Raw genomic sequence first — 23,330 nt, 5'->3', positions numbered from 1 at the left:
GCATCAGCGCCCCTGGGGCTTCACTTACAGGTTCTGGGTAACGAACGAGAGCATCTGGTCGGCGGTGGAAATCACCTTGGAGTTCATCTCGTAGGCACGTTGGGTGGTGATCATGTTGACCAGCTCTTCCACGGTGCTGACGTTGGAGTTTTCCAGGGTCTGCTGCAGGGTGGTACCGAAGCCGTTCAGGCCCGGCGTGCCGATCTGCGGCGCACCGCTGGCGGCGGTTTCCAGGAACAGGTTGTTGCCCATGGCCTGCAGGCCGGCCGGGTTGATGAAGTCGGCGGTCTGGATGTTGCCGATGATCTGCGCGGCCGGGTTGCCGGCGGTGGTGATCGATACGGTGCCGTCCTGGCCCACGGTGAAGGTCTGCGCGTCTGGCGGCACGACCACGGCAGGCTCGAGGGCGAAACCGTTGGCGGTGACCACCTGGCCATCGGAGTTCAGGTGGAAGGTACCGTCACGGCTGTACGAAACGGTACCGTCTGGCTGCAGTACCTGGAAGAAGCCGCGACCGTTGATGGCCATGTCCAGCGGGTTCTCGGTGGTTTGCAGGCTGCCGGTGCTGAAGTTTTTCTGGGTGCCGACGATGCGCACACCAGTACCCACCTGCAGACCCGATGGCAGCTCGCTGTCCTGGGTCGACTGTGCACCTGGCTGGCGCTTGATCTGGTAGAGCAGGTCCTGGAACTCGGCACGATCACGCTTGAAGCCGGTGGTCGAGACGTTGGCCAGGTTGTTGGAAATGGTGGTCAGGTTGGTGTCCTGGGCGGACAAACCGGTTTTACTGACCCAAAGAGCCGGAAGCATGCTGTTCTCCTCGTGCGCCTGTTTTACGGCGCTACGTCTGTGTAATTAGCCGATTTGCAAAACCCGAGCCATGGCTTCGTCGCCTTCCTTGGCCGTGGTCATCATCTTGACGTGCAGTTCGAATTGACGGGACAGCGCCAGCACCGAGGTCATTTCCTCGACGGCGTTGACGTTGCTGGCTTCCAGGAAACCGGACACCACCTGCACGTTGGCATCGGCATCGGCAGGCTGGCCGCTCTTGGTGTGGATCATGCCGTCCAGGCCCTTGTTGAGGGTCTTGACGTCGGGGTTGACCAGCTTGATGCGATCGACCTCGGCCATCACCCGCGGGCCTTCACCCATGGCGCGAATGCTGATGGTGCCGTCCTGGCCGATCTCGACCTTCTGCTCGGGCGGCACGGCAATCGGGCCACCATTGCCCATCACCGGCATGCCGTTGCCCGCGCGCAGCACGCCCAGGGCATCGATGTTGAGGCTGGCGGTACGCACGTAGGCTTCGCTGCCATCCGGGGCCTGCACGGCGATGAAGCCGTCGCCACCAATGGCGATGTCCAGGTCGCGGCCGGTCTCCTGCATGGCACCGGGGCTGAAATCGGTGGCAGGACGTTCGGTCATGGCATAGGCACGCGCCGGAAAGCTGTCACCAAACACCGGCATCGAGCGCGCCTGCTCCAGGTCGCGCTGAAAGCCGCTGGTGGAAATGTTCGCCAGGTTGTTGGCATGCGCCCGTTGCGCCAGTGCGTTCTGGCTGGCACCGGTCATGGCCACGTAAAGCATCTTGTCCACAGATCATCCTCCGCTGCGCTGGCGAACACTTGCCGTTCACCGCTGCTTTGCCGGTCACTCAAGCAAGTTTCAAACCAACTCTGCAAAACAGGGGTAAAGCCCCGTCAATGCGGGGGCTGGAGCACAGGCCAGCGCCTGCGCGTGCGATGCACCGTCGAAAATACGGCGCCAGCTTGCCGCTAGCGGCAAACCTCAGTTGTCACGGCAAGCGCCATTGTTGAAAGGCCCGGCAAACCGACGCCAGCCCTCGCCCGGCGAAACCTGCGAACAGACGAGCCGGCCATCGGCCTGGCTTTCCCAGCGATACCAGGCGGCCATGTCGGCGCCGACCTGCACAGCCACCACCAGCAAGGCGAAGCCCACGATTGCGAGTGCGCACTTCATTTCTACTGCCTCCGAAACAACGAACCCCTTCCGAGAAAGGGGTTCGTCCATGCTCATTCCATCAGGCGATCATCAGGTCATCTGGATGATGGTCTGCATGATGGTGCTTTCGGTAGAGATGGTCTTGGAGTTCGCCTGGAAGTTGCTCTGCGCCTTGATCAGCTCGACCAGCTCCATGGTCAGGTTGACGTTGGACGCTTCCAGTGCGTTGGACTCGATCGAACCCAGGGTACCGGTCTTCGGCGTGTCGATGCCCGGGATGCCCGAGGCGTAGGTCTCTTTCCAGCGGGTACCACCCAGCTGCTCCAGGCCCTGCTCGTTGGCGAAGCTGGCAATCGCGACCTGGCCGATGGCGCGGGACTGCTGGTTGCTGAAGCTGGCGAACATCACACCGGTGGAGTCGATGCTCAGGCTGGACAGGATGCCGGTGGCATAGCCGTCCTGTGCCTGGGACATGCGGGCAGTGTCGGTGTTGTACGACGTGGTGCTGGTCATGTTCATACGGATGCCGTCGGCATTGCCGGCCGAACCGTTGGATGCCCACTTGTCGGTGGCCTTGTCGTAGGACGCCGGCACCCAGCCTTTCATGGTGAAGTTGTTGTTGACCACGGTGAATTCGGAGCCCGCCGGGTGACCGGTATTGTCGGCAGTCATGGCCTTGACACTGCCATCAGGATTGAAGCTGATGGTGCCGGACAGTGGCTTGGTGCTGGCAGGGTCGAACGGGTTGCGACCATCGACCAGCGTGTAGGTGGTCCACTGGTTGTCACCGGTCTTGCGATAGAACTGCTCCATCGTGTGCTCGTTGCCCTGACTGTCGTAGATCTTGGTCGGGAACGATTTGGTGTAGGTGCTCTCGTCCGAAGGGTCGAACGTCTTGTTGTCCACCAGCACCGGCGGCGTGCTGTCATCCAGTACCTGCAGCGGGATCGACGGCGCCGAGGAGTTCAGGTTGATGCCCTGATCGATCAGCGTGGTGGTCTTTGGCGCCAGCGCGGAGGTGTCGATCTTCAGGTCGGTCAGCACGCCCTTGATGATCTTGCCGTTGACGTCGGCCGCGTAACCTTGCAGACGGATACCGTCCGAGGTCACCACGTAGTTGTCCTTGTTGGTCTGGAACGCACCGGAACGGGTGTAGCTCAGCGAGCCGTTGTCGCTCAGGACGAAGTAGCCCTGGCCCTGGATACCCATGTCCAGTACGTTGCCGGTGTTGTTGATGTCACCCTGACCGAACTGCTGGGAGACTGCAGCCAGACGCACCCCGTTGCCGACGGTCTTGCTGCCCACGCCCAGTTTGCTGGCCGAGTACACATCGGCGAACTCGGCGCGCGAGGCCTTGAAGCCGGTGGTCGAAACGTTGGCGATGTTGTTGCCGGTGACAGCCAGTTGCTTGTTGGCTGCATAGAGACCGCTAAGGCCGATATTGAAAGACATCTTTCCACTCCTTGTGCCGCGTTAGCCGGCTCTATATACCGATAGTTTGGACTTTGGACAGCGCAACGCTGCCCAGGCCAGCGAGGTTGAGCATCAGCTCGCCGCCGGTCTGACTGATGGTGACGCTGCTGACGGTGGCCGGCAGCAGGGTGTACATCTCGGCCGACTTGCCATCGACGGTGGTCTTGGCCGTGAAGGTGTAGGTACCCGGGTCGACCTTTTCGCCCTTCTCGTTGGTACCGTCCCAGATGAAGTCGGCATTGCCGGCCTTCTGCTCGCCCAGGTCGATGGTCTTGATGGTCTTGCCATCCTTGTCGGTGACAGTGACGGTGCCCGAAGTGATCGACTGCGGGACCACCACCTGGCCAGTGAAGCTCTTGGTGGTGTCGACCACGGCCTTGTCGGCCTGGGTGATCACCGAGCGACCGACCAGCCCGGAGGCCTGCAGCGCCTGCGAGGAACCCATGGCCCCCGTGATGGCGTTGACCGAATCGTTCAGTGAGGTGATGCCTTCGAGGCTGGAGAACTGCGCCAGCTGGGCCACGAACTCGCTGTTGTCCTGCGGGTCGAGCGGGTTCTGGTGCTGCATCTGGGTAACCAGCAGCTGCAGGAACGCGTCCTTGCCCAGGGTCTGGCCGTTGGCGGTCTTGCCGCCCAGGCCGCTTGCCGCGTTCGTATTGCTGGACTTCTTGACGCCGGAATTGGAAATGACGTCGTTCAGGTTTACATCAGCCATAAAAAACGCCCCTTATCACTGACCCAGGGTCAGGACCTTCTGCATCATGGTTTTGGCCGTGTTCATCAGTTCGGCGTTGGTCTGGAACGAGCGGCTGGCGGAGATCATGTCAGCCATTTCCTCGACCACGTTGACGTTCGGGTAGTAGACGTAGCCGTCCTTGTTCGCCGCCGGATGGTTGGGCTGATAGCGCGCCTCGAGGTTGCTCTGGTCTTCGACCACACCCAGCACCTGAACGCCCTGCCCGGCTTCGCCCTGGTCCTGGAACAGCGACTGGCTGACGCCATTCTGGGCCTGCTGGAACGTGGTGGCGAACACCGGGTGGCGGGCACGGTAGGTCTGGTCGATGCTCGAGGAAACGGTCTCGGCGTTGGCGATGTTGGAGGCAACGGTGTTCAGGCGCGTGGTCTGCGCGCTCATGCCGCTACCGGCAATGTTGAAAACGCTGGCAAGGGACATGACTTACTCTCCGCGCAGGGCTGACACCAGCCCTTTGAATTTACTGTTGAGCAGCGTGAAGCTGGCCTGGAAACCCACGGCGTTCTCGGCATAGCTGGATTGCTCGAGCTGCGCGTCAACGGTGTTCTGGTCGATTGAGGGCTGCATGGGCGTGCGGTACTGCAGGGTTTCGTCACCCATCGCCAGGCCTTGGGCCTCGATGTGCCGGGTGTTAGTGCGCTCGAGGGAGAAATGGCCGTTCTTGACCTTGTCGGTCTCGGCCGCCAGCACGGACGAGAAGTCCATGTCGCGCGCCTTGTAGTTGGGCGTGTCGGCGTTGGCGATGTTGTTGGCCAGCACTTCGGCACGCTGGGCGCGAAAGCCCAGTGCCTTTTCGTGAATGCCAAGCGCTTTGTCGAAACTGATGCTCATGTCGGGGAAACCTTTGAAGGTTGACCGTAGGGTTCGTTGCCGGTGATAGAGCAAGTCCCGTGCCAAAACACAAAACCCAGCAAAGCCGGGGCTTTGCCGCGCTTGCCAGCGATGGCAATGCCAGAAAAGCGGCAACGGATTTCCGCCAGACACCGGCAAAGCGGCAATTGCCTGGCAGCGGCAACCCCACCCTGCGCCCTTTTGGCGTCAAATTTTAATGCCAATTCGCCATCTCTCATCTAAGATCCGTCCCGCTCCGCTACGTGGCATCTGGCTATCACCGCACAGCCGTCACGCCACGCAGGCAAGCGCCGAACTCAATACGCTGTGTTTAAGGAATAAACCGTGACTCCTGTGATGTTTCGCAAGACCCTGCTCGCCCTGGCAATCACTGCCACCGCCCTGCCTGTAGGCGCCCAAACCATCGAGTTGACCGATGCCGGCTTCATCAGCGAGCACAAGACCTACGAAGGCAACCTCGAATTCACTGGCGCCTACACCGGCAGTGCCGCCGAAGACGCGATCGAATTCAACGGCAACCACGTCAAGGGCGACCTGATTCTCAACACCACGATCAACAGCAGCGGCGACTTTGCCGGCGGCATCGACCTGGACGCCTGGGAAGACGGCAGCAGCTGGGCCAGCAACCAGATCGACGGCAACCTGATCAACAAGGGCAGCATCAGCGCCGTGGGCGGCGGCTCCAATGCCCTGATGATCGACCCGGCCACCATCAATGGCAGCGTCATCAACCAGGGCCTGCTCAGCGCCACCGGCGAACCGCTGCTCGACGGCAGCGAAATGGACGTGGCCCGTGCACTGGACTTCACCGGCACGATCAAGGGCGACCTGCTCAATGACACCACTGGCCGCATCATCGCCAAGGGCACCAGCGCCAAGGGCATCAACCTGGAAGGCGGCCGTATCGACGGCAAGCTGATCAACAACGGCCTGATCCAGGTTACCGGCGACGGCGCTACCGCCATCGACGCCACTACCAGCTTCAACGGGCAGAATGTGGACATGGTCGACCTGGCCGGCATCGTCAACAACGGCACCATCATCGCCACTGGCGATGACGCCGAAGGCATCCGTGTGGACGGCGCCAGCTTCACCACCGCCGAGCGCCAGATCGTCAACACCGGCACCATCAAGGCGACCGATGCGGCCATCGTGATCGGCAACTTCGACATCGATGCCTACGATGACAACCGGCTGTACAACAGCTATGCAGGGCTGGAAATCGTCAACAGCGGCACGCTGATCTCCGAAGACGAAGCGGTCGATGCCTCCGAAACCGAGCGCAGCGTGTACCTGACCTTGCTGGACGGCAGCAAGATCACCGGCAACCTGATCGACCTGACCACCGTCGAGGTGTACGGCAAGGTGGACTTCAGCGGCACCGACAGCAGCAGCGACGGTGCCAACATCCGTCTGCGCCAGGGCGGCTGGATGGACGTGGGCAGCGTCAGCCGCAATGCGCCAGCGCACCTGAACTTCGTGCAGCCGCACACCACCATCGACGGCAACCTGTACGTGGCCGGCAACTCGTCGCTGGACTTGAACCTGAGCAGCGCCACCCGTGCCGACACCGCCGTGGTGGCCGTCAGCGGTACTGCCGAGTTCGGCAAGGGCGCACAGATTCGCCTGGCCGCACAGGGCAGCGACTTCAGCGCCCAGGGCAGCACGTACAACCTGTTCCAGGCCGGGCGCATCGATCTGCTGGACGCTTCCGACAATGTCGACGCCAACGGCAAGCTGAACCTGGTGAGCAGCTCGGCCCTGCTCAAGATCGACAGCTACAGCCTGCAGGACAACAAGCTGGTGGCTACCGTCACCGGCAAGGGCGCCGAAGAAGTCACCGACATCCTGGTCGGCCAGGGTGCCTCGGCCAACAGCCAACTGGCCCTGGGCAGCCTGAACCGCGACAGCATCCTGAGCAAACTGAGCGCCAACGACCCGCTGCTGCAAGCTTTCGCCAATGCCGACGAGGCCCAGCTGGCCAAGCTGGCCGAGCAACTGACACCTGAAGTCAACGGCGGCGCCACCCAGGCAGCCACCACCAGCCAGAACCTGGTGAGCAATGTCACCGGCAGCCGTACCAGCAGCCTGCGTGGCGCCTCCTCGGGCGAAGCGTTCAAGGACACCGGCGTGTGGGTGCAGACCCTCTACAGCGATGCCAGCCAGGACCTGCGCGACGGCGTGGCCGGCTACAACGCCTACAGCCGCGGCATCGCGGTGGGTGCCGACGGCAAGCTCAACGACAATCTGACCCTGGGCCTGGCGTACAGCTTCATCAACACCGACGTCAACGGCAAAAGCGGCAACCAGACCAAGGTGGACAGCCACGCCTTCACGCTGTACGGCGGCTTCGAGCAGGGCAACTACTTCGTCGATGCCAGCCTGAGCTATGGCTTGAACGACAACGACAGCAAACGCAAGATTGCCGGCACCTCGGCCAAGGCCGATTACGACAGCGACCTGCTGGGCCTGAACGTGGTGGGTGGCTACACCTATCACATCAACCCGCAGATGCTGGTCGAGCCGCGCATTGCCGCACGCTACAGCCTGGTGAACATCGACGGTTACCGCGAGAAGGGTTCGTCGGCTGCACTGAAGGTCGAAGACCAGCGCTACGAGGCCATCGAGCTGGGCGCAGGCCTGCGCGTTGCCGGCGAGTATCCGCTGGGCGCCGGCACCCTGCAGCCACAGGCTCGCCTGATGGCATACCATGACTTCGCGGCGGACGAAGCCAAGAGCACCTCGACCTTCCTGCTGGGTAGCACCCCGTTCGTCACCAGCGGCGCCAAGGCCGTGCGCAACAGCTACGAAGCCGGCGTAGGCGCCGACTACAAGCTGGGCGCGGTGACCCTGGGCGTGAACTACGACTACATCGGCAAATCGGGCTTTGACGCCGATGTGTTCTCGGCCAAGGTGCGTTACGACTTCTGATCGATGACAGCAGCTGCATGAAAAAGGCCGGTGTCTCGCGACACCGGCCTTTTTCGTTTCACTTGGCCTGGTAGATGATCCCCGGGCTGCACTGCACCATCTGGTAATGGTCGGGCAGCCCGTTGAGCGCCTCGGACGCCCCCAGAAACAGGTAACCGCCGGGCTTGAGCGTGCCGTGAATGCGCAGCAGGATGTCCTTCTTCACCTGAGCGGAGAAGTAGATCAGCACGTTGCGGCAGAACACGATGTCGAACTTGCCCAGGCTCGCGTAGCTGTCGAGCAGGTTGAACGAACGAAACTCGACGCGGCTGCGGATCGGGGCCTTGACTGCCCAGCGCCCCGGCCCCTTGGGGTCGAAATAGCGTTGCAGGCGCTCCTGGGACAAGCCACGGGCAATGGCCAGGCTGTCGTACTCACCGGTCTTGCAGTTGGCCAGCATCGAGCCGGACAGGTCGGTGGCGACGATCTGCGCCCCCATCTTCAATTGCCCGATGTTGCTGCGCTCGAACTCATCGATGGCCATGGAGATCGAGTACGGCTCCTGCCCCGACGAACAGGCCGCCGACCAGATGCGCAGGCGCTGGCCAGGGTTGGCCTTGATCTGCTCGGGCAAGACCTTGTTCTTGAGCACCTCGAACGGATAGTTGTCGCGAAACCACAGGGTTTCGTTGGTGGTCATCGCATCGACCACCTGCTCGCGCAAGCCGCTGCGCGGCTGGGTCTGGATCCGCTGCACCAGCTCGCTCAACGATTTGATGCCCTGCTGTTCCATCAGCTTGTTGAGACGGCTGGAGACCAGATACTGCTTGTTTTCGCCCAGCAGGATGCCACAGGCTTTTTCCAGGAAGACCCGGAATTGTTCGAAATCCAAATTACCCGTAGACAATGATGCCGCCTCTTAAATCATGTGTAACGCCAGGGACGAGCCCTGGCCGTTAGTGGGTGGCCTTGATCCGGTCGACCACGCGTTGCGCCAGGTCATCCGGCCGGAACTTGGCGAGAAAATCATCCGCGCCCACCTTCTTGACCATGGCCTGGTTGAAGACGCCGGAAAGCGAAGTATGCAGGATGATGTGCAACTTTTGCATGCGCGGGTCGTTGCGGATTTCTGCAGTCAGGGTATAGCCGTCCATTTCCGGCATCTCGATGTCGGAAATCATCATCAGGAATTCCTCTTCCGGATGCTTGCCCTCATCGACCATCTTGCGCAGGTAATCCAGCGCCTGCCGGCCGTCGTTGAGCGCCACCACCTCGACCCCCACCGTCTGCAGGCAACGGCTGACCTGCTTGCGTGCCACCGAGGAGTCATCCACGGTGAGCACGCGCAGCGACACGGCCTTGACCTGCACTTCTTCGTCGACCACACCCAGGGAGATCGCCTCGGAGGTCGGCGAGACCTCGGCGAGGATCTTCTCCACGTCGATGATCTCGACCATCTTGCCGTCCACCCGGGTCACGGCCGTCAGGTAATGGTCACGACCGGTGCCCTTGGGTGGCGGATGGATCTCCTCCCAGTTCATGTTGACGATGCGTTCGACCGAGTGCACCAGAAACCCCTGGGTCTTGGTGTTGTACTCGGTGATGATCACGAAGCTCTTGCTGACATCTTCACTCAGACCGGGCATCCCGGTCGCCATCGCCAGATCCAGGATCGGGATGGTTGCCCCACGAATATTCGCCACACCGCGCACCACCGGGTTGGACTTGGGCATCACGGTCAGGTTCGGGCATTGCAGCACCTCCCGCACCTTGAACACGTTGATCCCGTACAGCTGCTCGCCATTGAGGCGGAACAACAGCAGTTCGAGACGGTTCTGCCCTACCAGTTGTGTGCGCTGGTTAACCGAATCCATTACACCAGCCATGCCAGACTCCTCGACCAAATGCTCGAGCGTCGTACCGCAGTCGGCACGCGCCTTGCTTTTTTAACTGTATGAACACGAAAACGACATTTTTCCGACGCCTGACCCGCCCCTTGCCCGGCATCCTTGCTGCGCTGTGCCTGCTGGCCCCCGGCGTTCGAACTCTGGCTGACGCTTTCACCTTGCCTGAACAGCTTATCGGTGTCACTCAGGGGTTTCTTGAATTCACGGTCGAGGATTACCTGGCGACCAGCCAGACCGAAGGGCGCTTCGAGATCCAGGTCAACAGCCTCGACCCGCGCCTGCGCATGCCACTGTGCGACCAGCAACTGGGCGCCACCCTGGAAAGCCCGGCGCAACCGCTGGGCAGGGTGACCGTGCGGGTGCGCTGCGATGGCAGCTCCCCGTGGACGGTGTTCGTGCCGGCCCAGGTACGGCTGTTTCGCAATGTGGTGACCGTGGCGCGTCCGCTCAAGCGCGACAGCGTGGTCGGCGAACAGGACGTGAGCCTGCGCGAGCGGGACGTGGGCATGCTCAACCAGGGCTACCTGACCAGCCTGGAGCAGGCCGTGGGCCTGAAGGTCATCCGACCGACGGTCATCGATCAGGTGCTCACGCCGCTGCATCTGGAGCAGGCCGAAGTGGTCCGCAAGGGCGATCATGTGGTCATCATCGCCCGCAGCGGCACGCTGAGCGTGCGCATGCCGGGAGAAGCCTTGAGCAAGGGCGGCATCAGTGAACAGATACGGGTACGCAATCTGAACTCCAAACGGGTGGTGAAGGCACGGGTCACTGGACCAGGGCAGGTGGAAGTCGCGATGTGAAGCGGGTCACGACGCCAGAACAAACAAGGCTGGCGGTCAGGAACCGCTTTTCCTAAACTGTGTCGAACCGGGTTGATGGGCTGGCCGCGCAAGCTGCACTGCATTTGCGTCTAAAGTTTCTTTCGGGTTGGCCGAAAACAAGGCAAGCGTCCAAACACCCAGAGGTTTTCTGATCATGGTCATCGACTTCAGTCGTTTGAATAATTCCCCGTCCGTGACGGGCGCCGTGCGCACTGGCAACAGCCAGGAAAGCACGGCCACTGTTCGCACCGCCACCAGCGCTACCGAGGCTGGCCAGAGCGGAGAAGCCGTACACCTGAGCCACGAGGCCCAGCAGTTGCAACAGGTCAGCGACAAGCTGCGCGATCAACCGGTTGTCAACAGCGCCCGCGTGGCCGAGTTGAAACAGGCCATCGCCGACGGCAGCTACCAGGTGGACGCCCAGCGCGTCGCCAGCAAACTGCTTAATTTCGAAGCCCAGCGCTAGCCCTCTGGCGCGCTGACTTCAGGACGCTAGAACCAAGAGCCAGCCAATGCACGACACTACTCTGCTGCAACTGATCGAAGATGATATTGCTCCAGCGCAACAACTGCTCGAGTTGTTGCAGGCTGAAGCCGTGGCCCTGCATGGCCGCGACATGCCCTTGCTGGAAAATATTCTGGCCCGCAAGCAATCGCTGGTGGTGCTGCTCGATCAAGGCGGACAACGACGTAGTGCGCTGCTTGCAAACCTGGGCCTGCCGCAAAGCCGCGAAGGTGTAGTGGCCATGGCCGAGCAATCGGACCTGGGCTCCCTGCTCATCGAGCAGCTCGATGTGCTGGCTGCGCTGATGAATGATTGCCAGGCGGTCAACGCACGCAACGGCCAGGCGATCCAGCTTCAGCAGTACACCACCGAAAACCAGATCAAGATCCTCATGGGTGGCGAATCACCGTCGCTCTACGATGCCCGTGGCACTACATCGCCGCTTTCAAAGCCTCGTGCACTCAGCCAGGCGTGACCCCCTCTATCAAGGCACGATTCATGCTGGCAGAATGCCAGCAATTGCCTGTGTCGTTTTTGCCTGGAGATTCATCAACCGTGTTCAATGACGAAGAAGCTCCTCAGCCTCCGAAGGTGCTGACTACGCCTTTGGAAATTGCCGCTCATTTGCGGATGTTGCTAGAGAGCCATGACCCACTGATCATCACGTTCCCCGAACGCAGCCAGCGCTTCCAGAGTTATGTGGTGGAGGTAGACCGGGACAGCAACAGCATGGCCCTGGACGAAATGATCCCGCGCGATGGCGAACGCTTCCTCGAAAATGGTGAACCATTCCGTATCGAAGGCTTCCATGACGGCGTGCGCATTGCCTGGGACTGCACTACCCCGCTGAGCATCAGCACCTCTGACGGCTCACGCTGCTACCGCGGCAGCCTGCCCACGGAAGTTACCTATCACCAGCGTCGCAATGCGTTTCGCGCGGCACTGAAGCTGTCGCAACTGGTCGACGTGATTTTCGACGGCGAGAAACTGCGTGGCGAGCACCCGCTCAAGGGCAAGCTGCTGGATATTTCGGCTACTGGCTGCAAGCTTCGCTTCGAGGGCGATATCGAGGAGCGGTTGCAGTTGGGCCAGGTCTACGAGAAGTTTGCTACCGGCCTGCCGCTGGGGCTTTCTCAGGTAATGGTCGAGCTGCGCCACCTGCACTATGAAGAGCGCCTGAACGCCACCTTCGCCGGCATTCGCTTTCATAACGTGACAGGACAGATGGCGCGCAAGATCGAAAGCTTTGTGTACCAGCTGCAACGTGAAGCGCGACGCTTCGACAAAGACGATTACTGATAGACATCACGCTTCACATTTCCAAGGGTCGCTACCCATTCAGCGGCAACGGATTCATCCGCAAAGGGGCGCCTGGCGCCCCGCCTGCCAGCGGAACTCAGACGCAGCCCTTCGCCACTATCTGCCCCCCACGCCACTCACACTTCTGGCGCAGGCTTGACAGGTTCGACGCCCTCAGCCTCCCCGGGCGTGCCCTCCTCCTCGGTATCTTCGGCACCTACCGGTGCCTGCATCTGATCCTGCACCACCTGCTCATCAACCCGCGGGTCGAGCGCCGCAGACAGCGGTGAACCTGCCGCCGGCATCGCTACGTGAAGCAATGGCGCATCCTCGACCTGATGCAGGTTGGTAACCGCTTTGGGACGGATGCGCCACACCAGCACCAGCGCGAAGAAACAGAAGAACGCGTACAGCATCTGGTCGCCCAGGGTCTTCATCAGCACACCGGCCACCAGCGGCCCGATGCTCGCCCCCACGCCATAGGTCACCAGCAGCATCGCGGTGAGCGAGACCCGTCGCTCGCTTTCAACGTGGTCGTTGGAAAACGCCACCGCCAGCGGGTAGAGGCAGAACTGCAGCAGCGAGACCGCAAAACCGGTGATGAACAGCACCTCGAGCGGCACGCTAGGCAGCAGCGCCAATGGCAGGGAGGTGACGGCCAGCCCCACCGCCACACTGCGAATCAGCACGGCCCGGTCGTAACGGTCCGACAACCAGCCCAATGGCCACTGCACCAGCAGGCCGGCAAAGATGCAGCAGCCCATGAACACACCGACCTGTTCTGTACTGAGCCCCTGCTTGGAGGCGTACAGAGGCGCCAGACCATAGAACGACCCCACGATCAGCCCCGCCCCGAGTACCGTACTCAGCGACTGGGGGACGCGCTTGATGAAGAACCGCGGCTCCATGGGGGCCGGACGCAGCGGTGCGGGGTGGATGCGCCGGGTCAGGGCCACCGGAACCAGGCACAGCGCAAAGCACATGGCCACCAGCATCAGCAGCTCCAGGCCCAGCTGCGGGTGAACCACCAGAATCAGCTGGCCCAGTACCAGGCCCAGATAGGAGGCGATCATGTAACCGCTGAACACCGCCCCACGCTGCTTGGCGTCGGCCTGTTCGTTGAGCCAGCTCTCGATCACCATGTACTGGCACATCATGCCCAGGCCGACGATCACCCGCAGCAGCAGCCAGGCCGGCAGCCAGCTGACCAGACCATGACCAAGCACCGCTGCGCCGACGATGCCGGCACACGTAGCGTAGGCGCGGATATGCCCCACCCTGGCGATCAGCCGGTGACCGATCTTGCCCCCCAGCGCCAGGCCGAAATAGTTGGCCGCCATCAGCGCACCGACCCACAGGCTGTCGACCTGATCGGCCGCCAGGCGCAGGGCCAGGTAGGTGCTCAACAGGCCGGAACCGATCAACATCATCAATGCGGCGAAATACAGCGCGCGAAAAGACTTCCAGATACTTCGCATCGACGTCCCTGAGGGCCCCTTGAGCAGGTGAAAAAACTGCTTGAAAGCATAAGTGAAAAAAACGCCGACGCGGCGGGCCGGGCATAAAAAAACAGGTGACAAACCATGATCTCGATCATGGCTGCCACCTGCCTCTGCTTACCCTGGCGCCAGGCGGCATTGCCGCCCCGCAGTTACGCCTGTGCCGCCAGCACGCGCCGTTCCCACGGGGTGATCTCGTCGAAGAAGCTGGTCAGTTCCAGGGTCTTGGACGCGATGTAACCTTCGATGAACTCAGTCCCGAACAGTTCCCTCGCCAACTGGCTGCGCTTGAGACGCTCCAGTGCCGCGTGCAGCGTGCAGGGCAGTGACAGGTTGTCGGGCACCTCGAATTCGCCCTGGATCGCCGGCGCCGGCTCCAGTTGCTGTTCGATGCCGTACAAGCCGGCCGCCAGGCTGGCGGCGATGGCCAGGTAGGGGTTGGTATCGGCCCCGGGCAGGCGGTTCTCGACCCTGCGCGCTACCGGTGCGCTGGCAGGGATACGCAGGCCCGCAGCGCGGTTGTCCTGCGACCAGCAGGCATTGTTGGGCGATGCATAAGGGTGGCACAGGCGCTGGTAGGAGTTGACGTTGGGTGCGAACAACGCGGTGAAGTCGGCCATGCATGCCTGCTGGCCACCGATGAAGTGATAGAAGGCAGGAGTTGGCTGCCCCTGCGCATCGCTGAACACGTTGCGGCCGTTGTCGATCTCGACCACGCTCTGGTGAATGTGCATCGAGCTGCCTGGGGTTCTGGCCAGCGGCTTGGCCATGCACACCACATTCAGGCCATGCTTGAGCGCAACCTCCTTGAGCAGGTGCTTGAACAGGAAGGTCTGGTCGGCAAGCAGCAGCGGGTCACCGTGCAGCAGGTTGATCTCGAACTGGCTGACGCCCATCTCGTGCATGAAGGTGTCGCGCGGCAGGCCCAGGGCCTCCATGCAACGGTAGACCTCGCTGAAGAACGGGCGCAGGCCATTGTTGGAACTGACGCTGAACGCCGAATGGCCGTCCTCGCGCCGACCGTCCAGCCCGGTGGGCGGCAGGAACGGCTGGCTCGGGTCGGGATTGGGAGCGAACACGAAGAACTCGAGCTCGGTGGCCACCACTGGCGCCAGGCCGTGCGTGCGATACCGCTCGATCACCGCCTTGAGCTGGCCGCGGGTGGACAAGCCCGAGCTCTGTCCATCGAGCTCATTGGCATCGCAGATCGCCAGTGCCCTTGGTTCGTCGCTCCAGGGCAGGCGGTAGATATGCAGGGGGTCGGCCGCCAGGGCAAGGTCGCCATCGTCGCTGCCGTAAAAGCGTGCCGCAGGGTATCCGCCCATGATGCACTGCAGCAGCACGCCGCGTGCCATCTGCAGGCGCCGCCCTTCCAGGAACCCCTCGGCGGTCATCACCTTGCCACGAGGCACGCCATTGAGGTCGGGGGTGACGCATTCGATTTCATCAATGCCCGTCAATCGCTCGGCGAGAGAACGTTGGCCATTGGTCGTCATGACTTGATCCTTGTTATTTTTAACAAGCCGCGAACGGCGACCCGAACAACATAGTCCGGGGGTGTTAAAAATATCAAGCACCATATAGTCCCGATCGCTGGACGAACGCCGCCAGCCAACCCGTAGAAGCTGTCTACACTGTGCCTGGCAGCGTAATACCGTTGGCCGGCAGCGGCAGCGCAGTCTTGTAGCGCACCTGCTTGAGGGCGAAGCTGGAGCGAATATTGGCCACCCCGGGCAAGCGGGTGAGGTAGTCCAGAAACCGCTCCAGGGCCTGGATGCTCGGCAGCAGTACACGCAGCAGGTAGTCCGGGTCGCCGGTCATCAGGTAGCACTCCATCACTTCCGGGCGCTCGGCGATTTCCTCTTCGAAGCGGTGCAGCGATTGCTCCACCTGTTTTTCCAGGCTGACGTGGATGAACACGTTCACGTCCAGCCCCAGCACTTCGGGCGACAGCAAGGTCACCTGCTGGCGAATCACGCCAAGCTCCTCCAGCGCCTTGACCCGGTTGAAACAGGGGGTGGGCGACAGGTTCACCGAACGGGCCAGCTCGGCGTTGGTGATGCGGGCATTGTCCTGAAGGCTGTTGAGAATGCCGATGTCAGTACGATCCAGTTTGCGCATGAGACAAATTCACCTGCTTCTTGTTCTTTTGAAGAATGTTTATCCGCAAGCCACCCCAAAGGCAATGAACTTGAGAAAAATATTCTTCCGCCAGCGGAATATGATGTAGGCAAGACTGACTCTCCGGTCACAAGCCGGGTTCAGTAGCGACCGCTTCAAAGCTCAACAAAAACACAAGACAGAGCGAGCGTAAAAAAGCATGAACGAGTACGCCCCCCTGCGTCTGCATGTGCCCGAGCCTACAGGCCGGCCAGGCTGCCAGACCGATTTTTCCTACCTGCGTCTGAATGACGCCGGTCAGGTCCGCAAACCCGCCATCGATGCCGAACCCGCCGATACCGCCGACCTAGCCTACGGGCTGATCCGCGTGCTCGACGAACAGGGCCGTGCGCTTGGCCCCTGGGCCGAGGACATCGGCCCCGAAGTGCTGCGCCAAGGCATGCGCGCGATGCTCAAGACCCGGCTGTTCGACAGCCGCATGGTCGTGGCGCAGCGCCAGAAGAAGATGTCCTTCTACATGCAGAGCCTGGGCGAGGAAGCCATCGGCAGCGGCCAGGCACTGGCCTTGAACCGCAGCGACATGTGTTTCCCCACCTACCGCCAGCAGAGCATCCTGATGGCCCGCGACGTGTCGCTGGTGGAGATGATCTGCCAGCTGCTGTCCAACGAGCGCGACCCGCTCAAGGGTCGCCAGCTGCCCATCATGTACTCGGTGCGCGAAGCCGGCTTCTTCACCATCAGCGGTAACCTGGCGACCCAGTTCGTGCAGGCGGTCGGCTGGGCCATGGCCTCGGCCATCAAGGGCGATACCAAGATCGCTTCGGCCTGGATCGGCGATGGTGCTACGGCCGAGTCGGACTTCCACACCGCGCTGACCTTCGCACACGTGTACCAGGCCCCGGTGATTCTCAACGTGGTCAACAACCAGTGGGCCATCTCCACCTTCCAGGCCATCGCCGGTGGTGAATCCACCACCTTCGCCGGCCGCGGCGTTGGCTGTGGCATCGCTTCGCTGCGGGTCGACGGCAACGACTTCATCGCGGTGTACGCGGCCTCGCGCTGGGCCGCCGAACGTGCCCGCCGCGGCCTGGGCCCGACCCTGATCGAATGGGTGACCTACCGCGCCGGGCCGCACTCCACGTCGGACGACCCGTCCAAGTACCGTCCGGCCGACGACTGGAGCCACTTCCCCCTCGGCGACCCGATCGCCCGCCTCAAGCAGCACCTGGTGGCCATCGGGCACTGGTCGGAGCAAGAGCATCAGGCGGTGACTGCTGAGCTGGAAGCCGAAATCATCAGTGCGCAGAAGGAAGCCGAGCAGTACGGCACCCTGGCCGGCGGGCAGATGCCCAGCCCGGCGAGCATTTTCGAGGATGTGTACAAGGAAATGCCGGAACACCTGCGGCGCCAGCGCCAGGAACTGGGGATCTGACATGAACGATCACAACACCACTATCCAGTTGGAAACCGCCATGGCGACTACCACCATGACCATGATCCAGGCCCTGCGCTCGGCCATGGATATCATGCTTGAGCGCGATGACAATGTTGTCGTCTATGGCCAGGACGTCGGTTACTTCGGCGGCGTGTTCCGCTGCACCGAAGGGCTGCAGAACAAGTACGGCAAGTCGCGGGTGTTCGACGCACCGATCTCCGAAAGCGGTATCGTCGGCACCGCCGTGGGCATGGGTGCCTATGGCCTGCGCCCTGTGGTGGAAATCCAGTTTGCCGACTACTTCTACCCAGCCTCGGACCAGATCGTCTCGGAGATGGCCCGCCTGCGCTACCGCTCTGCCGGCGAGTTCGTGGCCCCGCTGACCCTGCGCATGCCGTGCGGTGGCGGCATCTACGGCGGCCAGACCCACAGCCAGAGCCCGGAGGCGATGTTCACCCAGGTCTGCGGCCTGCGTACCGTGATGCCTTCGAACCCCTACGACGCCAAGGGCCTGTTGATCGCCTCGATCGAAAACGACGACCCGGTGATCTTCCTGGAGCCCAAGCGCCTGTACAACGGCCCTTTCGACGGGCACCACGACCGGCCGGTAACGCCCTGGTCCAAACACCCCGCCAGCGCCGTACCGGATGGCTACTACACCGTGCCACTGGACAAGGCTGCCATCACCCGCCCAGGCAATGCGGTGACGGTACTGACCTACGGCACCACGGTGTATGTATCCCAGGTGGCTGCCGAAGAGACCGGCATCGACGCCGAGGTCATCGACCTGCGCAGCCTCTGGCCACTGGACCTGGAGACCATCGTCGAGTCGGTGAAGAAGACCGGCCGCTGTGTGGTCGTGCACGAAGCCACCCGCACCTGCGGCTTTGGCGCCGAGCTGGTGGCGCTGGTACAGGAGCACTGCTTCCATCACCTCGAAGCCCCGATCGAACGCGTCACCGGTTGGGACACCCCCTACCCGCACGCGCAGGAATGGGCGTACTTCCCCGGCCCATCGCGAGTGGGTGCGGCATTGAAACGGGTCATGGAGGTCTGAATGGGCACGCACGTCATCAAGATGCCGGACATCGGCGAAGGCATCGCACAGGTTGAGCTGGTGGAATGGTTCGTAAAGGTCGGCGATACCGTCACCGAAGATCAGGTGGTCGCCGACGTCATGACCGACAAGGCCACCGTGGAAATTCCTTCGCCAGTCACCGGCAAGGTGCTGGCCCTGGGCGGCCAGCCCGGTGAGGTCATGGCCGTAGGCAGCGAGCTGATTCGCATCGAGGTCGAAGGGGCCGGCAACTATCAGGAAGGCGCCGGCAAGCCGGCAGCAGCCACGCCGCCTGCGGTAGCTGCCGCACCGAAGGCCAGCGTACCCGAAGCCCAACCCCAGCCCGCCGTCGTGTCTACCCCGGCAGCGGCACCTTCAGGCAACGCACAGCGTTCACCGACGATCGTGCCACGTGAGGCCAACGAGCGTCCGCTGGCCTCCCCGGCGGTGCGCAAGCGCGCGCTGGATGCGGGCATAGAGCTGCGCTATGTGCATGGTAGTGGTCCTGCCGGGCGCATCCTGCACGAAGACCTGGACGCTTTTCTCGTTCAACCGAGCACCAGCAGTGCATCGGGCCCCGGTGGCTATGCAAGGCGTGACGACAGCGAGCAGGTGCCTGTGATCGGCCTGCGCCGCAAGATCGCGCAGCGCATGCAGGATGCCAAGCGCCGCGTCGCGCACTTCAGCTATGTCGAGGAAATCGACGTGACCGCGCTGGAGGAACTGCGCGTGCACCTGAACAAGAAGCATGGTGACAGCCGCGGCAAGCTGACCCTGCTGCCCTTCCTGGTACGGGCAATGGTGATCGCCGCGCGCGAATTCCCGCAGATCAACGCCACCTATGACGACGAAGCCCAGCTCATTACCCGCCATGGTGCAGTGCATGTGGGTATCGCCACCCAGGGCGACAACGGGCTGATGGTACCGGTGCTGCGCCATGCCGAGGCCGGCAGCCTGTGGAGCAATGCCAGCGAGATCGCCCGGGTAGCCAACGCCGCCCGCAACAACAAGGCCAGCCGTGAAGAGCTGTCCGGCTCGACCATTACGCTCACCAGCCTCGGCGCACTGGGCGGCATCGTCAGCACACCGGTGGTGAACACGCCGGAGGTGGCCATTGTCGGGGTCAACCGCATCGTCGAGCGGCCAATGGTGGTCAACGGCCAGATCGTGGTGCGCAAGATGATGAACCTGTCCAGTTCGTTCGACCATCGTGTGGTCGACGGCATGGACGCCGCGCTCTTCATCCAGGCCATCCGCGGCCTGCTCGAACAACCTGCCAGCCTGTTTGTGGAGTGACCATGCAGACTCTCAATACCACCCTGCTGATCATTGGGGGCGGCCCCGGCGGTTATGTCGCGGCGATTCGTGCCGGTCAACTGGGCATCCCCACTGTACTGGTCGAAGGCCAGGCACTGGGCGGCACCTGCCTGAACATAGGCTGTATTCCATCCAAGGCACTGATCCATGTAGCGGAGCAGTTCCACCAGACTTGTCAGCACAGCCAGCACTCCAGCCTGGGCATCAAGGTACAGGCTCCCAGCCTGGACATTACCCAGAGCGTGGCCTGGAAGGACGGCATCGTCGACCGCCTGACCAGCGGCGTTGCCGCCTTGCTGAAGAAACACGGCGTGACGGTGATTCATGGCTGGGCAAGGATCGTCGACGGCAAAACCGTCGACGTCGAAGGCCAGCGCATTCAGTGCGAGCACCTGCTGCTCGCCACGGGCTCCAGCAGTGTGGAGCTGCCCATGTTTCCACTGGGCGGCCCGATCATCTCGTCCACCGAAGCCCTGGCCCCGCAACGCCTGCCAAGGCGCCTGACGGTGGTGGGTGCAGGCTATATCGGCCTGGAGCTGGGTATTGCCTACCGCAAGCTGGGGGTCGAGGTAAGCGTGGTGGAAGCGCGCGAGCGTATCCTGCCTACGTATGACAGCGAGCTCACTCAGCCGGTAGCCGAGTCGCTGAAGAAACTGGGCATGACGCTGTACCTCAAGCACAGCGTCGAAGGCTTCGATAACGCCACCCAGTGCCTGCAGATCAGGGACCCGCATGGCGAACAGTTGAGGCTGGAAACCGATCAGGTGCTGGTTGCCGTAGGACGTCGGCCACGCACTCAAGGGTTCAACCTGGAAACCCTGGAGCTCAAGATGAATGGCTCAGCCATTGCCATCGATGAGCGTTGCCAGACCAGCATGCGCAATGTGTGGGCAATCGGCGATCTGAGCGGCGAGCCGATGCTGGCCCACCGCGCCATGGCCCAGGGCGAGATGGTGGCCGAACTCATCGCCGGCAAGCAGCGGGTTTTCGATCCGGTGGCCATCGCGGCAGTGTGCTTTACCGACCCCGAGGTGGTGGTGGCAGGCAAGACACCCGAGGCCGCACAACAGCAAGGCCTGGATTGCATCGTTGCGCAGTTCCCGTTCGCGGCCAATGGCAGGGCCATGACGCTGGAATCCAAAAGCGGCTTCGTACGCGTGGTGGCGCGTCGCGACAATCACCTGATCCTGGGCTGGCAGGCTGTCGGCGTGGGGGTTTCGGAACTGTCTACCGCGTTTGCACAATCACTGGAGATGGGCGCCCGGCTCGAGGATGTGGCCGGAACCATCCATGCCCACCCTACCCTCGGAGAGGCTGTGCAGGAGGCTGCATTGCGTGCCTTGGGGCACGCGTTGCACCTGTAGCCAGAACCACTGGGCGTCGATCATCGACGCCCAGGCATCAGGCGATCTGGTTCTTGCCGCCGGCCTTGGCGCGATAGAGCGCCTGGTCGGCACGGGCGACCAGTTGCTCCGGGCGCTCGCCGCCACGCCACTGGGCGATGCCAAAACTCAATGTGACGCGGTGCTCGCCAATTGGGGGCAACCTCAACACCTGCTGGCGGATGGCATCGGCTACCGCCATTGCTGCCTGCAAGTCACTCCCTGGCATCAACACCATGAACTCGTCACCCCCCCATCGGGCAAGCAGGTGCTCGGGGCCGACACACTTACGGATCTGTTCGACCACCTCTACCAGGGCGGTATCGCCACGGGCGTGGCCGTAACGATCATTGATCGGCTTGAAATCGTCGAAATCCATCAGGATCAGGCTCAAGGGCAAACGAAAGCGGCCGGCACGTTCGCATTCCTGAAGCAGGGCCTTTTCCAGGCGATAACGATTGGCCGCCAGGGTCAACGAGTCGCGCTCGGCCAGGTCACGGTTCTCATCGAGCTGACGTTTCAGTTGCTCGTTCACCCAGCACAGTTCCCGGGTCCGTTCGGCAATCAGTGACTCCAGCGAGCTGTTGCGCTGCTCCAGATGGGCAACCAGGCGCTTGCGGTCGTCGATGTTGCGGTGTGCACCGAACATCCTGGCCACCGAGCCATCAGGGTTGCGCGCAACCACATGCCCGCTGTCCTCGATCCACAGGTAGCTGCCATCCTTGCAACGGCAACGGTACTCCACCTGGTAGCTTGGCGCGCGCTGGCTCAGGTAGTCCTCGAAGCAGGCCATCACCCGCGGGTAGTCCTCGGGGTGAATGACGTTTTCCCAGGTGAACACCGTATTGTCCAGCGAGTGGCTGGGGTAGCCCAGCATGCGATACCAACCCGGGTTGCGATAGACATGGCCGGTGTTGGCGTTCCAGTCCCAGATGCCATCACTGACCAGGTCCAGGAGGGTTTGCAGTTGCTCTTGCCCCAGGTCGCTCAATGGCGCCATCACGCAAGCGGTATTCTCACTCATGGACACTCTCCCCTGTCCAGCAACTACGCCCCAGCTCAATGATGGTGCTGCCGATTGTTATGCGCCAAAGCCTGCGCGAAATTTCGAACAATATACTCGCGAAAGAATGGAAGCGGCAGGCGGAACCGACCGCACGTCCAACTGCAAGCCTTGGCTGTTGCCGCCTGCGGCAATCATCCTCCTCTTTGGGGCAACAGCGTGCCAGAGTAAACGGCCGAGCATTGCTGCCCCCTTGTAATACAGAGGGTTCAGAGCGTGAGGTAACTGGCACAGCCCTTGCTCTTCCCTTGCTCTGCACAGTATCGGGAGACCTTCAGGTGAGCATCATCAATGATTATGGTTGGCAGGTAGCCGCTACCACTCAGCAACGTAGCAGTGTTTCTACAGACAGCGATGCTGTGCCGTATGTACCTGTTTCAGTTGCCATCCAGTCGACGTCCGACACGCGCGGGAGTGCCAGTCACTCCGAGCAGCGCTTTCACGACAACCAGCAAGAAGCGTTCGCAAAGTTCAAGGTCAGTCTGCAGAACCTGGAAGAGATCTTTGACACGAAGGAACCAGAGAGCACTGCCTTGCAAGAGTTTCGCGACTACATGGCACTGTCTCCCGAGCAGAAAATTCGCGAGAAGATGCTGCGCGAACTTGGGCTGAGCCTTGAAGAATACGAAGAGTTACCCCCTGAGAAGAAGGAGCTGATCGACAAGCAGATCGCTCAACGCATCAAGGAAGAAATGGAGATAAAAACCATGGCCAAGCTGCAACCGCCTCAACAGATGGATGCGGTCAGTGCACTGGCAGGTTCACAGACACTGTCGGCAGAAGGCACCAACGAAAAGGACAGGACGGACCCGCTGGCCTGAATCGTATTACGTAAAAAAACCACCTCCCAAGGTGGTTTTTTTATGCCCGCCTTGCAGGAAACTTTCAGCCCACAAAGACAAAACCCCTACCTGCAGATGCAGATAGGGGTTTCGGAATTTAATCTTGACGATGACCTACTCTCACATGGGGA

Annotated in this window: 24 protein-coding genes; 11 read left to right on the top strand and 13 right to left on the bottom strand. The window is 61.9% G+C overall.

Annotated features, from left to right (window positions below; all coding sequences use genetic code 11):
• Nucleotides 1-24 precede the first annotated feature (24 nt).
• The 7 genes from flgG to flgB form a co-directional block, all read right to left on the bottom strand.
• On the bottom strand, nucleotides 25-810 hold the full coding sequence (gene flgG / locus NJH59_RS20700) for a flagellar basal-body rod protein FlgG (protein WP_043861787.1): 786 nt from the start codon (nucleotides 808-810) through the stop codon (nucleotides 25-27).
• A 45-nt stretch (nucleotides 811-855) separates the two neighbouring features.
• Nucleotides 856-1,596 (bottom strand): flagellar basal body rod protein FlgF, encoded by a 741-nt coding sequence (locus NJH59_RS20695; protein ID WP_043861786.1) that lies wholly within the window; start codon nucleotides 1,594-1,596, stop codon nucleotides 856-858.
• 192 nt (nucleotides 1,597-1,788) lie between these two features.
• A complete protein-coding gene (locus tag NJH59_RS20690; RefSeq protein ID WP_229590460.1) occupies nucleotides 1,789-2,031 on the bottom strand; it encodes a hypothetical protein in 243 nt (80 codons plus the stop codon).
• Nucleotides 2,032-2,052: 21 nt separating this feature from the next.
• Entirely contained in the window at nucleotides 2,053-3,414 is a 1,362-nt protein-coding gene (gene flgE, locus NJH59_RS20685) for a flagellar hook protein FlgE (protein WP_043861784.1), read from the bottom strand.
• A 31-nt stretch (nucleotides 3,415-3,445) separates the two neighbouring features.
• Nucleotides 3,446-4,150 carry a flagellar hook assembly protein FlgD gene (gene flgD / locus NJH59_RS20680; RefSeq protein ID WP_043861783.1) on the bottom strand — a complete coding sequence of 235 codons (705 nt, stop codon included), beginning with the start codon at nucleotides 4,148-4,150 and terminating at the stop codon, nucleotides 3,446-3,448.
• Nucleotides 4,151-4,165: 15 nt separating this feature from the next.
• Nucleotides 4,166-4,609, bottom strand: a complete 444-nt coding sequence (gene flgC, locus NJH59_RS20675; RefSeq protein ID WP_043861782.1) for a flagellar basal body rod protein FlgC — start codon at nucleotides 4,607-4,609, stop codon at nucleotides 4,166-4,168.
• A 3-nt stretch (nucleotides 4,610-4,612) separates the two neighbouring features.
• Nucleotides 4,613-5,020 carry a flagellar basal body rod protein FlgB gene (gene flgB, locus NJH59_RS20670; RefSeq protein WP_054915646.1) on the bottom strand — a complete coding sequence of 136 codons (408 nt, stop codon included), beginning with the start codon at nucleotides 5,018-5,020 and terminating at the stop codon, nucleotides 4,613-4,615.
• 59 nt (nucleotides 5,021-5,079) lie between these two features.
• Between flgB and NJH59_RS20665 the strand changes: the two genes are divergently transcribed.
• Nucleotides 5,080-5,238: a hypothetical protein gene (locus NJH59_RS20665; RefSeq protein WP_156326233.1), complete on the top strand. Its 159-nt coding sequence runs from the start codon at nucleotides 5,080-5,082 to the stop codon at nucleotides 5,236-5,238.
• Between the two features lie 139 nt (nucleotides 5,239-5,377).
• Nucleotides 5,378-7,972, top strand: coding sequence for an autotransporter outer membrane beta-barrel domain-containing protein (locus NJH59_RS20660; protein WP_123753572.1), 2,595 nt, complete (start codon nucleotides 5,378-5,380; stop codon nucleotides 7,970-7,972).
• 58 nt (nucleotides 7,973-8,030) lie between these two features.
• Here the strand turns inward: NJH59_RS20660 and cheR are convergent, their stop codons facing one another.
• Together cheR and NJH59_RS20650 are read right to left on the bottom strand one after the other, a co-directional pair.
• Nucleotides 8,031-8,858, bottom strand: coding sequence for a protein-glutamate O-methyltransferase CheR (gene cheR / locus NJH59_RS20655; protein WP_043861780.1), 828 nt, complete (start codon nucleotides 8,856-8,858; stop codon nucleotides 8,031-8,033).
• 49 nt (nucleotides 8,859-8,907) lie between these two features.
• Complete coding sequence (locus tag NJH59_RS20650) at nucleotides 8,908-9,837, bottom strand: chemotaxis protein CheV (protein ID WP_043861779.1); 930 nt, start codon at nucleotides 9,835-9,837, stop codon at nucleotides 8,908-8,910.
• Nucleotides 9,838-9,905: 68 nt separating this feature from the next.
• On the opposite strand from NJH59_RS20650, the gene flgA reads away from it, so the two are divergent.
• The 4 genes from flgA to NJH59_RS20630 all read left to right on the top strand — a co-directional run bounded on the left by flgA (nucleotide 9,906) and on the right by NJH59_RS20630 (nucleotide 12,483).
• Nucleotides 9,906-10,658: a flagellar basal body P-ring formation chaperone FlgA gene (flgA, locus tag NJH59_RS20645; protein ID WP_043861778.1), complete on the top strand. Its 753-nt coding sequence runs from the start codon at nucleotides 9,906-9,908 to the stop codon at nucleotides 10,656-10,658.
• A gap of 175 nt (nucleotides 10,659-10,833) precedes the next feature.
• Nucleotides 10,834-11,145, top strand: coding sequence for a flagellar biosynthesis anti-sigma factor FlgM (gene flgM / locus NJH59_RS20640; protein ID WP_104573120.1), 312 nt, complete (start codon nucleotides 10,834-10,836; stop codon nucleotides 11,143-11,145).
• 46 nt (nucleotides 11,146-11,191) lie between these two features.
• A complete protein-coding gene (locus NJH59_RS20635) occupies nucleotides 11,192-11,659 on the top strand; it encodes a flagella synthesis protein FlgN (protein ID WP_043861776.1) in 468 nt (155 codons plus the stop codon).
• A gap of 80 nt (nucleotides 11,660-11,739) precedes the next feature.
• Entirely contained in the window at nucleotides 11,740-12,483 is a 744-nt protein-coding gene (locus tag NJH59_RS20630) for a flagellar brake protein (protein ID WP_043861775.1), read from the top strand.
• A gap of 137 nt (nucleotides 12,484-12,620) precedes the next feature.
• Here the strand turns inward: NJH59_RS20630 and NJH59_RS20625 are convergent, their stop codons facing one another.
• The 3 genes from NJH59_RS20625 to bkdR form a co-directional block, all read right to left on the bottom strand.
• On the bottom strand, nucleotides 12,621-13,961 hold the full coding sequence (locus NJH59_RS20625) for an MFS transporter (RefSeq protein WP_043861774.1): 1,341 nt from the start codon (nucleotides 13,959-13,961) through the stop codon (nucleotides 12,621-12,623).
• A 173-nt stretch (nucleotides 13,962-14,134) separates the two neighbouring features.
• Entirely contained in the window at nucleotides 14,135-15,376 is a 1,242-nt protein-coding gene (locus tag NJH59_RS20620; protein WP_173925107.1) for a glutamine synthetase family protein, read from the bottom strand.
• A gap of 235 nt (nucleotides 15,377-15,611) precedes the next feature.
• Nucleotides 15,612-16,103 carry a Bkd operon transcriptional regulator BkdR gene (gene bkdR / locus NJH59_RS20615; protein WP_043861772.1) on the bottom strand — a complete coding sequence of 164 codons (492 nt, stop codon included), beginning with the start codon at nucleotides 16,101-16,103 and terminating at the stop codon, nucleotides 15,612-15,614.
• Between the two features lie 199 nt (nucleotides 16,104-16,302).
• Here bkdR and NJH59_RS20610 point away from each other — a divergent pair, with 199 nt between their 5' ends.
• From NJH59_RS20610 to lpdA, 4 genes are read left to right on the top strand one after another with little or no spacing between them, the layout of a single operon-like run.
• A complete protein-coding gene (locus tag NJH59_RS20610; RefSeq protein WP_253087247.1) occupies nucleotides 16,303-17,535 on the top strand; it encodes a 3-methyl-2-oxobutanoate dehydrogenase (2-methylpropanoyl-transferring) subunit alpha in 1,233 nt (410 codons plus the stop codon).
• Between the two features lies 1 nt (nucleotide 17,536).
• Nucleotides 17,537-18,595 (top strand): alpha-ketoacid dehydrogenase subunit beta, encoded by a 1,059-nt coding sequence (locus NJH59_RS20605; RefSeq protein ID WP_043861770.1) that lies wholly within the window; start codon nucleotides 17,537-17,539, stop codon nucleotides 18,593-18,595.
• A complete protein-coding gene (locus NJH59_RS20600) occupies nucleotides 18,596-19,891 on the top strand; it encodes a dihydrolipoamide acetyltransferase family protein (RefSeq protein WP_088513830.1) in 1,296 nt (431 codons plus the stop codon).
• A 2-nt stretch (nucleotides 19,892-19,893) separates the two neighbouring features.
• Complete coding sequence (gene lpdA, locus NJH59_RS20595; protein ID WP_253087246.1) at nucleotides 19,894-21,276, top strand: dihydrolipoyl dehydrogenase; 1,383 nt, start codon at nucleotides 19,894-19,896, stop codon at nucleotides 21,274-21,276.
• 37 nt (nucleotides 21,277-21,313) lie between these two features.
• Here lpdA and NJH59_RS20590 read toward each other — a convergent pair whose 3' ends face one another.
• Complete coding sequence (locus NJH59_RS20590; RefSeq protein ID WP_054915652.1) at nucleotides 21,314-22,318, bottom strand: sensor domain-containing diguanylate cyclase; 1,005 nt, start codon at nucleotides 22,316-22,318, stop codon at nucleotides 21,314-21,316.
• Between the two features lie 317 nt (nucleotides 22,319-22,635).
• Here NJH59_RS20590 and NJH59_RS20585 point away from each other — a divergent pair, with 317 nt between their 5' ends.
• Entirely contained in the window at nucleotides 22,636-23,178 is a 543-nt protein-coding gene (locus NJH59_RS20585) for a hypothetical protein (protein WP_078480290.1), read from the top strand.
• Nucleotides 23,179-23,330: the final 152 nt, after the last annotated feature.

The sequence above is a fragment of the Pseudomonas sp. VE 267-6A genome (assembly GCF_024126555.1).
Taxonomy (GTDB): domain Bacteria; phylum Pseudomonadota; class Gammaproteobacteria; order Pseudomonadales; family Pseudomonadaceae; genus Aquipseudomonas; species Aquipseudomonas palmensis.
The sequence above is the reverse complement of the archived record's forward strand: the minus strand, read 5'-3'. Positions and strand labels throughout refer to the sequence as shown.